The following is a 14,010-nucleotide window of genomic DNA, read 5'->3' as shown; positions in this document are numbered from 1 at the left end:
AAAAAAGAGATCATGGAACAAGAGAATTTCTGTTTGGCAGCAGAACATCATAAACAGTCGTTACTGGCTCAGGCACTTAAACTCACCGCTGATGAGGACGATGCAAAAGATCTCGTGCAGGATACACTGATTAAAGCAGTCGGATCTTGCAGTAGCTTCGCACAGGGAACCAACATGAGGGGCTGGTTGTATGTAATCATGAAAAATACCTTTTATAACAACTGTTGCAAACAAAAAAGACGCACCGCCATTTGGGAAAGCGAAGATTGCCTTTACGACCAGAAAATGACGAACAGTCCGGTTAAAAATCTTTCAGAAACCAAAATGGTTCTGGAAGATATACAAAAGGCAATGAGTACTTTAAGGGCAGATTATCGGGCTGCATTTCAGCGATATTTTGAAGGCTACAGCTATGACGAGATTGCGCTCGAACTTAATATCCCCCTGGGAACAGTAAAAACCTACATTTACCAGGCACGCCAAAGTTTAAAAAAATACCTGCGCATTTATTGTTGAATTATTATACCGTACATGCGATATAAAAGATCAAAAGCGATTAGACTGATTACGCTGAACACTGTCAGATTAACCCTTTAGCAGATTATAAAAAATCCAGCAAAAAATTGAAGGATAGGAAACAGGAGGAAGATGATAAAAAAGGCTCGATGGGCTTTTACGAATGGTCCGTTTCCCGGCCATAGCGACATAGCATCCGTATCACAATCATCTGAACATCAAACAGCCGTTTTAGCAAGATCAATTGAACCTGTCTTTAGTTCAACCAAACTTTACCGAAACCGGCTATGTTCATTATTTAAAATATATCATATTGAAAAACAGCGTTTTATTATTATTTCCATCAGTGTTCAGTTCTGTCACCTTTGCATAGCATTTACAAGACGCCGCCGGAATAAAAACCAAACAAATGCAGGATCAAAAAAAGAACCAGATACGATGAAAAGGGACACCGTCCGGCGTGACGTACTTATATAAATTAAAAGGAGGCTGTGTTATAAATAAAAAATTTGTCATCCTGAACTTGCCGGAAGAACTCTTTAAATATTTTAAAGGCATCCGACAGGCTCAACTTGACAAATTAATGGTGAAACCGTAACTTACAGCCTCTTTTTACAATAACAAAGTTTTTAGCTTAAAATAATCTGGTAATTTACATTTACTCTTTTCGGATAATTGCTTTCTTCGCTATTTAGCGAAACAAACGCGGCATTGCCATGAACTTCATTTTTCAATGCGTGTTCATAATGTGCCTGGATTTCTTCCTTGTAATCATTCTGCAAACCCTTTGTAGTTTCTGCTAAAAGATTTCTATCATTCAGGTTCTCAGGCAATAATGTAATATCGCAATTTCCTTCAGTGATTTCTTTGACTAAGTATTTCATTTTGGTTTTAAATCTTCGTTTCCTGTTTATAAATAAGATTTCAAGAAAGACCAAAAATAGAGTAACTCTTTAGCTTGTATGTAATCTAAAAGTTAATTTTTAGAGCTGCGCATGTACCAGTTAAATACGGAAGGTACGATCAGAATTTACAATAAACTTGCATATAGAATATTGTTGTAAATATTCCTGATTGATAAAATAAAAAACGACCTAACTACCGGCCAATGGATGGCTCAGGGCTTCTGATTAAAATAATTACTCAAAAAAACACTTTGAAATTTGATTGCATTTGCCCAGTAATCCCAATTGTGTACACCAGGCCTGGTGGTAAAATCGTGCTGAATATTGTTATATAAAAGCTCATCGTGCAGGCGAACGTTCATTTTATAGAAAAAATCGTCAACACCACATTCAAAGGCGATGGCCAGTGCCCCTGGCTTAATTTGGTAAATCATGTCGATTACACTATTTTGTTTCCAACGTTCAGGAAATTCATCCTGCTTGCCCAGTCTTTTTGAGATCTCCCAACCGTTCGGAAAAGGTTTAATATCCACACCGCCGCTCATGCTGCCAACAGCACCATATACATCCTGGTGTTTAATGGCCAGGTAAAGTGCGCCATGTCCGCCCATACTTAACCCGGTAATCGCGCGTACCTTTTTCGTGGCAATAGTTTTATAATGTGCATCAATATAGCTTACCAGTTCGGTAGCTACATAAGTTTCGTATTTCCATGCAGGGTCCAACGGACTATCGAAATACCAACTAGTCACGTTACCATCAGGGCATACTATAATAAATTGATATTGGTCAGCCAGATTTTTTATGCCCGGCACTTTTTTAGCCCACTCTGCATAACTCCCTCCTGCTCCATGAAGCAAATAAACCACCGGAAAAGCCTTTCCTGTTTGATAACTATCAGGTTTAATCACCACGGCCTTGATATTTTTTTTCATCGATTTGCTATAGGTTAAGGCGGTATCTACCTCTGCAGCACTGATGACCTGATTAAAGAAAAACAGACAGGCAATCATTAAAAAACTATTTTTCATGGCTAATTTTTAATCATTAATATAGGATGCTAAATTTATAAAATAAACGCTTAAGCCTGCTATTTCAAAGTTGAATTAAAAGTGATATCAAAACAGCTGACCTCAATTTACCATTCAGAACTACCAAAGTAATGGTACTTAATTCAATAAATTATTAATATGCCACAATTAATCGTTTTAGTTAAATCAATTTCAGCAAACAATATCAAATCTTATTTGCTTATACCAATAAAACAACCCATGAAAAATATCAGAATAATTATCCCGGCACTCCTGCTCGTGTTTTCTGCCTGTGGTGAAGCCACCAGAAACACCGCAACTAACAAAAATGAAAATGCCGGAAAAACTGTTGCCGGAAAAACCGATTCACTGGAAGTTAAACTAAAAATAAATGGTAATGTAGTTAACGGAGAACCTTTGTTGTTGCGATTTGTGGTACTCAACAACACCGACAGCGCTAAAAAATTCTGTATCTGGCATACCCCGTTTGAACCGTTAATGAGTAGTTATTTGAGTATTACCAACGAAAAAGGAGAAGAAGCGCCATACAAAGGTGCAATGGCCAAAAGGGTTATTCCCCCACCCGCCTCTAGTTATACACAAGTAAATCCCGGAGACAGTCTGGTGGCAAATGCTGATTTACTTAAAGCGTACGACCTAAAAAAAGGATCGAGCTATAAAGCTGTTTATACAGGTGGAAACATGAGCGGTTTAGTTTCTAAAGATACAGTTACCTTCACTTACAATGAGATACGTTAATTGAATTTTCCCTGGTTCCAAATGCTCAATTTAACAAATTATTTGTGCTTGTATGGCAGATTTAAAAGCAGCATTCCCAAAAATATGTGAGGTATTGCAATTTAAATGTCCTTACAGATCGCAAACATTAACACCTGGCGATCGCACTTCACAACTAAAAACATTCTTTTCTTAATCTACGCTTTTTGATAAGCAAAACTTATTTTAACTTTATTTGATAGATTTAAACCGTTAAAAAATGGAAAACAGCTTATCAATTACTGTAGAAACTACAGTTCATGCACCAGTTGAAAAAGTTTGGGAATTTTGGAACAATCCTGATCACATTACCAAATGGAGTTTTGCTTCTCCCGATTGGCACACGCCTTATGCCGAAAACGATTTAAAAGTTGGTGGAAAATTTAAGAGTACCATGGCTGCAAAAGATGGCAGCGCGAGCTTCGATTTTGTTGGTACCTATACCACTGTTGATGTGCATAAAAAAATCGAATACACCATTGAAGATGGCAGAACTGTGATTATTGTTTTTAATGCATCAGGCAAAAAAACCAGGATAACCGAAACATTCGAGGCCGAATCTATTCATCCTGCAGAAATGCAGCGCGATGGCTGGCAGGCCATTCTGGATAATTTTAAAAATTATACGGAAAAATTGTGAATACATGGTTATTATAGCTCCCGGGCTGACAATCCACAAACTGGCTATCGTTCAAAAATTACGATAAAATCCTCATCTCGACCTAAGCAAAGCGAAGAGATCTTCGGACTATATTAAAAGACTCTCTCCGCTACGGCCTAAGGAATGAAATCAGGCAGATAAATTTAGGAGGTATGCTCCTTCAATACACCTTCATTTTACCTTATTATTTAACAATAAAAACATTATCAGTTCTATCGGTATCTAATAGGTATCGATAAGGATCAATTGCTATTGTTTTTGGCTTTTGATTAACGATAATTGTGAGCCTTGTTTTATGCTTCCTGATATGAACTTTTTGAAAATAAATCGGTTTGGTATCTGGGTACCAATCCTTTTCCAACGCATTAAAGCAGGCCAGGTCTATTTCCAGATCAGGCAATTGCCTGCTGCTGTCGCTTAGCCTTTCTGCGTCTACCAGCACATCAACATGATATTTCCCACTTTTCAAAAGATTACAATTAAGTACTTTTACACCAGTTTTGTAAGTCACTACATCATTAAAACAATCGTTGATAAAATTTCTATCTTCAGGTTGAGCCTGCTTTAACAATATGCTTACCAGATCAGCAGCTGTTGCCTTAGCCTTAGGGTATCGGTGTTCCTCAATTAGCTGATGCAGTGAGCCGTTAAATTGCTGTTCCCCCATTCTCTCTTTTATGGCATACATCATCAATCCACCCTTTTGGTAATATACGTAGGGTTGATCTAAAGTTTTGGCCAGCGGCAATTCTTCCTTATTGTAATTCCGGTTCAAAAAATAGAGTTCATTATCGTATGACATGTACTTTCTCAAGTACATTTTACCAAAATTCTTTTCAATCAATACATCTTCAGTGTATTTAGCAAGTGATTCAGTGAGCATGGCATAACCTGCACCGTCAGCAGGAGCCAGTATATTTGCCCACCATTGATGAGCAGTTTCATGTGCAGTAATGGCATAACTTTGATTAATCGTACCTTTCTCACTGTAGTTGCCGAGAAAATTAATGTTCTCAACGCTGAAAATCAGCCCCGGATAAGCTGTAGCTGCACCTTTATATTGTGGAATTTCGGCAATGGTTAGTTGTTTAGCCGGATATTTTGCAAAATGAGCATTGCCATAATCTAATGCATCTTTGAGGGCCTGAAACATACTTTTTAAGTTATATTCCTGCCCCGGCTGATAATAAATACTTAAATCAACCCCTTTGTGTTTTTCTTTTTTCAGAACATATTTTGCACTGCTCAGTGCGAACATGAAATTAATGGGAGCGGCAGTTTTGTATTTAAAGTATTTACGGTTATTGATATTCCAACTTTGTTGCAACTCGCCAACAGTTACTACCTGCTGATCGATATCGGTAGAAATAGTCGTTTCAAAGTCGATTTGCTGATATGCCCGCTTAAATGGCGGCTTACCGGCAATTTCGGGCAGGCCTGCCTTTTTACGTTCCTGCCTATCTTTAATTTCAATGTGATAACAGTATCCCAGTTGTGGTACAAATTTCTCTAATTCGATATAAGTACCATTATTAACAACTGAATTTTCCGTATCAAAAGGTGTAAATCCATTTCTGATGACTTCAATAGAAAACTTCATCAACATTTCTCCGCCGGGCTGTAGAGGCGTCTTTAACTCCAAAAACTGTTGATTAAAAACCTCATCCCTTGCAGTTTTCTTGATTCCAACTATATTTACCGAGAATGAGCGTACAGCCGGATCAACAGAGACCCATATCTTATAAATGGGTTCATTTAACTCATTTTTAAGCATATACGTTCCATCAACTGTATATTTCCCCTCGGCTGGATATAAATCTACATTGGTTTTAATTGCTTTGATCACGGGTTGGGCAAGATTAGCCAATGATTTATATTTCTGCTCATAAGCCAGGCGCCAGTTCAATAGGGCCTGTTTATTCTTGTATTTGCCAATAAAATTGGTCTGGTGATAAATAAATGCAGCACAGAAAATCCAGATCAATAATGCCGGGCTGATAACCCAGATATGTTGCTTCAAAGCCAGACCCATCGATCTGAACCTTGCTTTAATCTTTATCTCAACCAAACGTTGCCATAAGCCAATGGTTAACACCGCTACAACCGTTGCAAAGGCCAACCAGTAGAACATGTACCAGTTAAACGCATGGGTATAATAGCCAAAGCCATTAAAATAAGAGTGTTGGAGATCCGGAACGGTAGCAAAACGAAAGAGATAATGTTCAAGGCCAAAGCGTTCTGCATAAGTGATCATGAAAACAATTATCAGATTCATTAACATGCCGAGATATTTGTTTGCACTTAAATTCTGAATAAAAACCATGAGCACTACAAAAAGCAACAAAGGAAACGCGCTGTAATAGTATAAAGATAAATAGGATGGCAATTCGATCCGGAAATAACCATGGGTGAGTTGCAAAATAATACCAATTCCAATGTTTAAGGTTACGAGAACAAAAACAAGTCCGAAAAGGCTCAGGATTTTTGCCATCCAGCATACTGAATCTGGAACAGGGCTGCTATAAATGATGGAATGGATATTAACTGATTTTTCCCTGCAAATGCTTTCAGCGGCATAAAAAATAATTAAAATCAATCCGAATTTCATGGAGCGTATTTCTTCTATGATAATGCCGGTTGCCGGATAGCTATGAATGCCATAAGCGCCGCTAAACAGCCGATCTTTTAACGCTGTTCCGAACAAAAATACCCACAGCAAGAGCATCACCATAACGGGAATATTTTTAAACAGGAAGATCAGTTCCAATTTAAGCCGGGCAATGAAGGCCCTGAGATGATAAGCAATACCACTCGGTACAACTTTTAAAGTACGATAGGAAATTAAAGTGGGATATGCTATTTTATCCGCTTTAACCTTTAACTGTTGCTGTTGTGCTAACCTAAAATCAAACAAACGATAGCTTATCACTATGATCAGGCTTGTAAAACTGGTCCATAAGATCCTGTTGAGTAAAAATGTGCCTTCAAAAGGAAATAACTGGCAATTGCGTTGTGGAATAGTCCATGTCCTGGTTTCGCCAAAAAACGAAGCCAAAGCAAAAGGATCTAAAAGTACAGGCAAAATATCCGCACTGCCTGCCTTGTTTGCCGATGTAGCCAAAAATGGTGAATCGCCCAAGATAGAAGCGAGCATGTAAAAAATGTAAAGCAACACGCCAACCAAATAAATGGCCCTTACACTCTTGGTTTGGATGGCCGTACAAAATAAAATTCCTGCCGAAAACAGCACATTTGGCAAAGCAAAAATCAAAATAGGCTGCAGATAATAATACAGGTGAAATGTACCCAGCTGATTTTTATCAATAAAAAAAGAACCTATATAAATGCCCAGGGCTGCCAGTAACAATAAGCTAAAAACTGCAATGATTAAGCCCGATAACCTGATGCCAAAATAAGGTAGCTTTTTAATTGATGTGGTAAAAACAACGGCTTCCATTTTATGCATGCTATCTCTTAGCACCACGTTGGCACTAAATAGTGTGGCCGAAAAAATGGAGCATAAGGAGAGCAGTGCCATGATATTGGTGATGACATAAGGTGAATTTTTATGTACTTCGTCTGAGCCAAATCCACCCTTTACTGCGCAAAAATAGCCCAGCATCAAAAACAGAAGTGCTGCAACCTTAAAAGATATCTGCCCGAAATGATATTTCAGCTCAAATTTTAATAAATCTGCAATCGCCTCTTCACCTCCTTATTTAAATTGACTGCGCCAGATAAGGAAGAAAAATATACCTCTTCCAAACCCGGATAAACAGATTCGAAACCTGATGCCGGCAATTGATCTGCCAGTACAAACACATGAAACTTACCCAAAATGACCTTGGTAGATATTACGTTAAAAATGGATGAATAGTGGGGCAGATTGATCTTATCTATTGCCTTTCGCCAGATTTTTCCATTTAATTTTTCGGTTAGCTGCGAGGGTTTACCTTTTAAAATCAACCTGCCACTTGCCATAACGGCCATCTCAGCACAAAGGTCATTCACATCCTCTACAATATGGGTGGACAAGATTACTACACGGTTGGTGCCGATTTCACTCAAGAGGTCATGAAACCTGTTTCTCTCCTGAGGATCAAGCCCGGCAGTAGGCTCATCGACAATAATTAATTGCGGGTTACCCAACAAAGCCTGTGCAATTCCGAAACGCTGCCGCATACCACCAGAAAACGTACTGACGGATCTCTTCCTGGATTCAAATAAATTGGTCTGCTGCAGCAGTGAAGTCACCTGCTCCACTCGTTCACTCTTAGTTTGCACCCCTTTTAAGATCGCAAGATGATTCAGTAAATCTATAGCTGAAATATTTGGATAGACACCAAAATCCTGCGGCAGATACCCCAATTTGGTTCGCATCTCCTGGGGATTCCGCAATACATCGTTATCATCAAAATGGATCTGCCCGGTGTCTGGCAGTTGCAAGGTGGCAAGCGTACGCATCAGTGAAGATTTTCCGGCTCCATTAGGGCCTAATAAACCAAACATGCCGTTTGCAATATTTAGTGTAACATCATCAAGGGCTTTTACCCCGTTTTGATAAGATTTTGTAAGTTTCTGTATGTTAAGCCGCACCATATTAAGTAATTAAACAGCGGCAAATTAAGCTGGCAAACCACCAGAAAATAATTTATGTGATTAACGCACTCAAAATGATGATGAAAGCGCAGAACTGAGTTAAAATTCCTTTCGACATGAAAAACAGGCCTTTCATCATCTAAATTTCAGCATGGCTTAAAACTTTAATAACTTTAGAAATTAGTTTGACAAGGTATCAAAACAAATTTTTAACGCTTTTAAAAAAGATCCTTCGACAAGCTACCATTGACAGAATCCACTAGGTCGGTCGTCATCCGATAGCTATCGGATCCCGCGCATGCGGGAACCACGAAGTGCTCAGCGAAGCTAATCTTGATGCACGTTTTAAGATTCCCATCCGATAACCATCGGATCAAGTTGGGAATGACGATTTCTATATGGATATTACCTAAGTAAATTTTATCTGTCAATCATATTGATTTTTATATCATAATTATTCCTCAGGATGACAATTTTACTCCTATTATAGGTTATCAAAATGTTTAACACCAAGAATTTAAATTATAAATACCAGGATTTTTTCCTCAATATTGGCCTCTTGTTATGGATTGCCATATTTAATACGTACAACCTAACCAGCGAAATTTGGATAAACTATGCCAGCTGCATTTTGGCTCTAGGATTTTGTTTGCTTCCTGTACTTGTTTTTTCTTTTCTTAAAGCAACGCTAAGAAACCGCCTGAATCGAAACAGATACATTGCTTACTGGAGCACCTGCTTTCTTATCCTCCTTCCACTTTTTACAGGTATTTCAATTTACCTGCGAATTGCGAAGCTTGACCATACTGTTTTCATTTCAACAGCATTGTTAGCAACTTCCCTCGAAATGATATTGATCGTCAATCAGTATTACCAGAAAAAAGTGCTGCACATTAAATGGGTCAAAAAAATTGGCCTGGAGAATGCATTATTTGTCACCATTGTTTTACTTGCTTTAACCATCTCCATAATGGCGGTATCAAGTTTAAACAACCCGATTTACCAACGAAATGGTTTCCGTTTGGTAGGTTTCGAATTCAACGTTAAAGCACTCTGGCTTAATTTTGGAACATTTTTAGGTTTCTTTTCGCAATTTCTGATCATGTACTTATGCGGATACCTGCTTTTTCTGATCAATAGCCGGTTACTGGTATCCAAAATCCTCAAAGAAAAAGGACTGTTGATTTATCTGCTAACACTCTCTGCCACTATAGCGGTATTATATCCCCTATTGACCCAATTATTAATTTTACTCCCCATTAACACGGCTTTCGGTCGGAGCATATTCGTCACTAATCCATTCGAACCTGAAAATGCATTTGGTGCATTTGCCATTATGCTCATCAGTTTGCCTATAGTTTTGGCTTTGCAATGGGGCAAGCAAAACAATAAAATCCTTTATTTAGAGAAGGAAAAATCACAACATGAGCTTGATTTACTAAAACAACAACTAAATCCTCATTTTTTCTTTAATACGTTGAACAACCTTTATGCTTTGAGTTTGCAAAAATCGGATAAAACACCTGAAAGTATTTTACAATTATCAGAACTGATGCGCTACACCATCTATAAAGGGCAGGAAAAATCGGTCAAGCTTTCCCAGGAAGTTGATTATATAAATGATTACATTCAATTACAACAAATCCGTCTGCAAAAGAACTTACATTTTGAATTTGATAAACAGGTTACAGATGATGGGATCGGGATAGCTCCTCTCCTGCTAATTGTATTTGTAGAGAATGCATTTAAACATGGTATTGAACCTGCTGAAGGCGAAGCTTCTTTAAAACTATCACTAACTGCTAACCATACGGTTCTCATTTTCTCCTGCGAAAATTCCTTTGATCCAGAAGAAACCAACAGTTATAAGGGAATCGGGATTGATAATTTAAGAAAGAGACTCGAATTACTTTATCCTGATCGCTACAAATTGCATATCACCTCCATTCATAATATCTTTAAGGCAGAACTTAAACTCCGGTTAATATGAGCTTGCGTTGTTTAATAATAGATGATGAACCGCTTGCACATGGTGTAATTAAGGAGTATGCAAAAGACATTCCTTTTATTAACATTATTGGCGATTGTTACCGTGCTACAGCAGCACTGGATTTTTTAAGGGAACAACAGGTAGATCTCATTTTCTTGGATATCCGGATGCCAAAACTAAATGGTTTGGAATTTTTAAAAATCTTAACACATAAGCCGCTGGTAATTATAACCTCTGCATACGAGGAATATGCGCTGGCGGGTTTTGATCTGGCTGTTTGCGATTACCTTTTAAAGCCTTTCCGTCTCGACCGTTTTGTAAAAGCCGTTAACCGTGCGCTTGAATTGCATGATCTTAAAAAGCAAATAGCTACACCTAATGAAATTGAAAAAAAAGCGCCAAAAAACAATGGACAAATTTCTATTAAGGTTGACAAAAAGCATATCCTGATCAAAATAGACGAAATACAATATCTGGAAAGCCTGGGTAATTACGTTAAGGTGTGGAACGATCGCGTTTTTTTTCTTACCCCAAGAACGCTGGCCAGTTTTGAGGATCAATTGTCAACTGATTTTATTCGCATCCATAAGTCTTTTATCCTCAATAAAAAATATGTCGACTATCTGGAAGGCAATACCATTGTGCTCAAAAATGCGCAAAATATTCCTGTAGGTAAAAATTATAGGGGCATAATTAAACGATTACTTGATATAGAGACTTAAACCAGATTTAAAAATTTATATTTAAGGCCAAACCATATTTACATGCCACATTTCTTTCCCGCGCAATACTCCACTTTATCAGCCGCTGCTTTAAGAGATTATTTAATTGAAAATTATCAGTTAGACCAGTCTACAACCTGCCGTTTACTGATCAGAAATGTAAGTGACACCTATGTTCTGGAAAATCTGAACCATAAATACGTCTTCAAAATTTACCGCGATGCACACCGTAAACGCCATGAAATTGAAGCTGAAGTTGAATTGCTTAACATTTTGCACGCAAATGGAAATTCAGTTTCTTATCCAATCAAGGACCTGGAAGGCAAACAAATCCAACAGTTTAATGCGATTGAGGGATTTAGAAATGGCGTATTGTTTACATTTGCCGAGGGTAGCGTAATTTTAGACCTTGAGGATCTGCATCTGATCCAGTTGGGGCATGATATGGCTAAATTGCACCAAAGCACCTCATCAATAAAACTAAGCAATACACGACCGATCTTCAATTTCGAAACTACCTTATTCGAACCCTTAAAAAGTCTCGAACCACATTTTTCGGAAATGAAAGACGAATATGCATACTTACGGAACATTGCAAAAAAGGTAATTCTAAAGTTTGAAGAATTCGACACCGCTGCATTCAGTTATGGCTACTGCCATTATGATTTCTTTCCTAAAAATTTCCATTTCAACGCGCAGGGAAAAATTACCTTTTTCGACTTTGATTTTGCGGGAGAAGGTTACCTGGTTAACGATTTGATGTCGTTCCTTAACCATTATTTCTTTCACCAACAGAGCAACTCAATCTCAAGAGAACAGGCTGAGAAGGATTTCGCTACATTTTTAGCGGCTTATCAAGAATTGAGGCCCTTAACTGATGACGAACGAAAAGCTATTCCGTATTTGGGCATTACCTTTCACATTTTCTTTTTAAAATTCTTTTATGATCATTACGATGATTGGTCTAATATTTTTTTAACCCCCAGATATACGAAACACCGCGTAGCGCTGATCAAAAAATGGGAAGAAATGTATTGTAACTTTTAGGCAATGCGGTCTTAAATCTCGACATGCTTTTTTATCTTGTATAGCAATTCAAAAAACAATAAGATGGACCAGAAAATAATTAACCTTTACGATGAGTATACACACAGTCAGCTAAGCAGAAAAGATTTTATAAGAAAGCTGTCCACTCTGGCCGGCAGTACAGCTTTAGCCATGACTATCCTCCCTATGCTGGAGAATAATTATGCCGCTGCAGCAGAATTTAACAGTGATGACATTAAAGTAGAGAATATTACTTACACTGGGGTTGAAAGTGAAATGAAAGCAGTTTTGGCTAAACCGAAGGGTAAAAAGAATTTGGGCTGTGTATTGGTTATTCATGAAAACAGAGGCTTAAATCCACATATTATTGATGTAACCAAACGTATTGCCGCCGAAGGTTTTCTGGCTTTGGGCGTTGATGCCCTTTCACCATTTGGCGGAACACCGGCAGATGAAGATAAAGGACGCGAGCTGATTGGTAAATTGGATCCTGAAAAAAACCTGCAGAACTATTTAAGGGGGCTCGACTATTTACGCAAGAGAAAAGATGGCAATGGAAAAGTAGGCTGTGTGGGCTTTTGCTGGGGCGGCGGAATGGCCAATAAATTAGCAATTAATGATCCTAAACTGCAAGCCGCCGTCGCTTATTATGGCGCGCAGGCCAATGCGGCTGATGTTCCTAAAATTAAAGCAAGTTTAATGCTACATTACGCTGGTTTGGATGAGAGAATAAATGCCGGAATCCCAGCTTATGAACTGGCTTTAAAAGACAATAAAATTAATTATAAAATTTATATCTATGATGGCGTAAATCATGCTTTCAATAACAATACTTCACCTACCAGATATAACGAAGCCGCAGCAAAACTGGCCTGGAGCAGAACCATTGACCTGTTTAAACATAAATTGGCGGTATTGACGAGGTAAGTTAATCACCATTAGTTCCATCGTTTCGAGCGGAGCGCAGCGAAATCGAGGAATCTTTTAACGTTACTTTTAAATCAGGAAGATTTCTCCATTTCGCTACCAATGAAACCTGTGGAACAAGCAAGCATACCATTAGCAAATAAAAAACAAATGCTTAAATTGGTAAGCTTCTGTCGAAATCACGATTTTTCTAATAATTTCACCCATTAAATAATCCGTCATTTCGAGCGAAGTGCAACGAAGTCGAGAAATCTTTTAAAGTTGAAATAAATAAAACTCAAAGATTGCTCCATTACTATTAAAATAAAAAACTTTCCTCTTAAATTCATGGGTATGGAACGTGGCGGATGCATCTATATCATGACCAATTATCTAAGAACAACGTTGTACATTGGTGTTACATCAGACCTAAGAAGCCGTATTTACGAGCATCAGTATAAAATTTACCCTAAATCATTTACTGCAAAATACAACCTGAGTATTTGTGTCTATTATGAGGTTTATACCTCTATTGAAGAAGCTATTGATCGTGAAAAGCAATTAAAAAAGTGGAATAGAGCGAAAAAAGACACTTTAATTGACAAATTTAATAAAAGCTGGGATGACTTAACAGCTATCATAAATGAGTGGGAAGATTGAGAATTTCCTAAGATTTGCAAGTATTTGATGCAAAATCCATATCCAGAGTAGAGGTTAAAAGATTTCTCCGTTCCGCTACCGATGAAAAATCGGTAAGCTTCAGTCGAAATGACGCTTCATATATCCGTCATTTCGAGCGAAGTGCAACGAAGTCGAGAAATCTTTTAAAGTTGCAATAAATAAAACTCAAAGATTG

The 14,010-nt window shown here is 37.9% G+C and carries 12 protein-coding genes; 8 read left to right on the top strand and 4 right to left on the bottom strand.

Annotated features, from left to right (window positions below; genetic code table 11):
- Positions 1 to 12: 12 nt before the first annotated feature.
- Positions 13 to 516 carry an RNA polymerase sigma factor gene (locus tag ACFE6N_RS17230; protein WP_378938448.1) on the top strand — a complete coding sequence of 168 codons (504 nt, stop codon included), beginning with the start codon at positions 13 to 15 and terminating at the stop codon, positions 514 to 516.
- A 629-nt stretch (positions 517 to 1,145) separates the two neighbouring features.
- Here the strand turns inward: ACFE6N_RS17230 and ACFE6N_RS17225 are convergent.
- Both ACFE6N_RS17225 and ACFE6N_RS17220 read right to left on the bottom strand, forming a co-directional pair.
- A complete protein-coding gene (locus ACFE6N_RS17225; protein ID WP_378938446.1) occupies positions 1,146 to 1,400 on the bottom strand; it encodes a hypothetical protein in 255 nt (84 codons plus the stop codon).
- A gap of 233 nt (positions 1,401 to 1,633) precedes the next feature.
- Positions 1,634 to 2,452, bottom strand: a complete 819-nt coding sequence (locus tag ACFE6N_RS17220; protein WP_378938444.1) for an alpha/beta hydrolase — start codon at positions 2,450 to 2,452, stop codon at positions 1,634 to 1,636.
- Positions 2,453 to 2,692: 240 nt separating this feature from the next.
- On the opposite strand from ACFE6N_RS17220, the gene ACFE6N_RS17215 reads away from it, so the two are divergent.
- Both ACFE6N_RS17215 and ACFE6N_RS17210 read left to right on the top strand, forming a co-directional pair.
- Positions 2,693 to 3,211 carry a protease gene (locus ACFE6N_RS17215; RefSeq protein WP_378938442.1) on the top strand — a complete coding sequence of 173 codons (519 nt, stop codon included), beginning with the start codon at positions 2,693 to 2,695 and terminating at the stop codon, positions 3,209 to 3,211.
- Positions 3,212 to 3,449: 238 nt separating this feature from the next.
- Positions 3,450 to 3,869: an SRPBCC family protein gene (locus ACFE6N_RS17210; protein WP_378938440.1), complete on the top strand. Its 420-nt coding sequence runs from the start codon at positions 3,450 to 3,452 to the stop codon at positions 3,867 to 3,869.
- Positions 3,870 to 4,074: 205 nt separating this feature from the next.
- Here the strand turns inward: ACFE6N_RS17210 and ACFE6N_RS17205 are convergent, their stop codons facing one another.
- The gene (locus tag ACFE6N_RS17205; protein WP_378938438.1) at positions 4,075 to 7,512 is read right to left on the bottom strand and encodes a M1 family aminopeptidase; all 3,438 of its coding nucleotides are present in this window, start codon (positions 7,510 to 7,512) and stop codon (positions 4,075 to 4,077) included.
- Between the two features lie 62 nt (positions 7,513 to 7,574).
- Entirely contained in the window at positions 7,575 to 8,489 is a 915-nt protein-coding gene (locus ACFE6N_RS17200) for an ABC transporter ATP-binding protein (protein ID WP_378938435.1), read from the bottom strand.
- A gap of 499 nt (positions 8,490 to 8,988) precedes the next feature.
- Here ACFE6N_RS17200 and ACFE6N_RS17195 point away from each other — a divergent pair, with 499 nt between their 5' ends.
- The 5 genes from ACFE6N_RS17195 (at position 8,989) to ACFE6N_RS17175 (ending at position 13,814) form a co-directional block, all read left to right on the top strand.
- Positions 8,989 to 10,479, top strand: a complete 1,491-nt coding sequence (locus ACFE6N_RS17195) for a sensor histidine kinase (RefSeq protein ID WP_378938433.1) — start codon at positions 8,989 to 8,991, stop codon at positions 10,477 to 10,479.
- Positions 10,476 to 11,201 (top strand): LytR/AlgR family response regulator transcription factor, encoded by a 726-nt coding sequence (locus ACFE6N_RS17190; protein WP_378938431.1) that lies wholly within the window; start codon positions 10,476 to 10,478, stop codon positions 11,199 to 11,201. The genes ACFE6N_RS17195 and ACFE6N_RS17190 overlap by 4 nt, the downstream gene beginning before the upstream one ends.
- Positions 11,202 to 11,243: 42 nt before the next feature.
- The gene (locus ACFE6N_RS17185; RefSeq protein WP_378938429.1) at positions 11,244 to 12,248 is read left to right on the top strand and encodes a phosphotransferase enzyme family protein; all 1,005 of its coding nucleotides are present in this window, start codon (positions 11,244 to 11,246) and stop codon (positions 12,246 to 12,248) included.
- Positions 12,249 to 12,311: 63 nt separating this feature from the next.
- Complete coding sequence (locus ACFE6N_RS17180) at positions 12,312 to 13,175, top strand: dienelactone hydrolase family protein (protein WP_378938427.1); 864 nt, start codon at positions 12,312 to 12,314, stop codon at positions 13,173 to 13,175.
- 333 nt (positions 13,176 to 13,508) lie between these two features.
- Positions 13,509 to 13,814 carry a GIY-YIG nuclease family protein gene (locus ACFE6N_RS17175; protein ID WP_378938425.1) on the top strand — a complete coding sequence of 102 codons (306 nt, stop codon included), beginning with the start codon at positions 13,509 to 13,511 and terminating at the stop codon, positions 13,812 to 13,814.
- The last annotated feature ends 196 nt before the right edge of the window (positions 13,815 to 14,010 follow it).

Origin of the sequence: Pedobacter sp. BG31, from assembly GCF_042464845.1 — a bacterium.
Lineage (GTDB): Bacteria > Bacteroidota > Bacteroidia > Sphingobacteriales > Sphingobacteriaceae > Pedobacter > Pedobacter suwonensis.
The sequence above is the reverse complement of the archived record's forward strand: the minus strand, read 5'-3'. Positions and strand labels throughout refer to the sequence as shown.